The following is a 322-nucleotide window of genomic DNA, read 5'->3' as shown; positions in this document are numbered from 1 at the left end:
AGAAGCAGGATTAACAAAGAGCCCATTCGTTGCTGTTTTTGATAATATCGGTATTCCGTATGCAGCTGATATTATGAACTTTGTTATTCTTACTGCTGTTCTTTCTGTCGCAAACTCAGGACTGTACGCCGCAACTCGCATGCTTTGGTCATTATCAAAAAATGAAATGGCGCCAGCCTTTTTAAAGAAATTATCATCACGAGGAATACCACTAAACGCTTTAATCTTGACGATAGCTATTTCTGCTTTTTCTCTTTTGACAAGCGTGGTAGCTGCTGAAACGGTTTATTTATGGCTTATTTCGATTTCTGGAGTCATTACA

General features: G+C 38.5%; 1 protein-coding gene. It reads left to right on the top strand.

Annotation, left to right across the window (positions count from 1 at the left end):
* The coding region (locus JDS96_RS30960; RefSeq protein WP_199669145.1) for an amino acid permease at positions 1-322 on the top strand (322 nt) is incomplete at both ends.

It is taken from the genome of Bacillus cereus group sp. N21, assembly GCF_016483395.1.
In the GTDB taxonomy this organism is placed as follows: Bacteria; Bacillota; Bacilli; order Bacillales; family Bacillaceae_G; genus Bacillus_A; species Bacillus_A pseudomycoides.
Note: the sequence above shows the minus strand (reverse complement) of the source record. Positions and strands in the feature narration are given on the sequence as shown.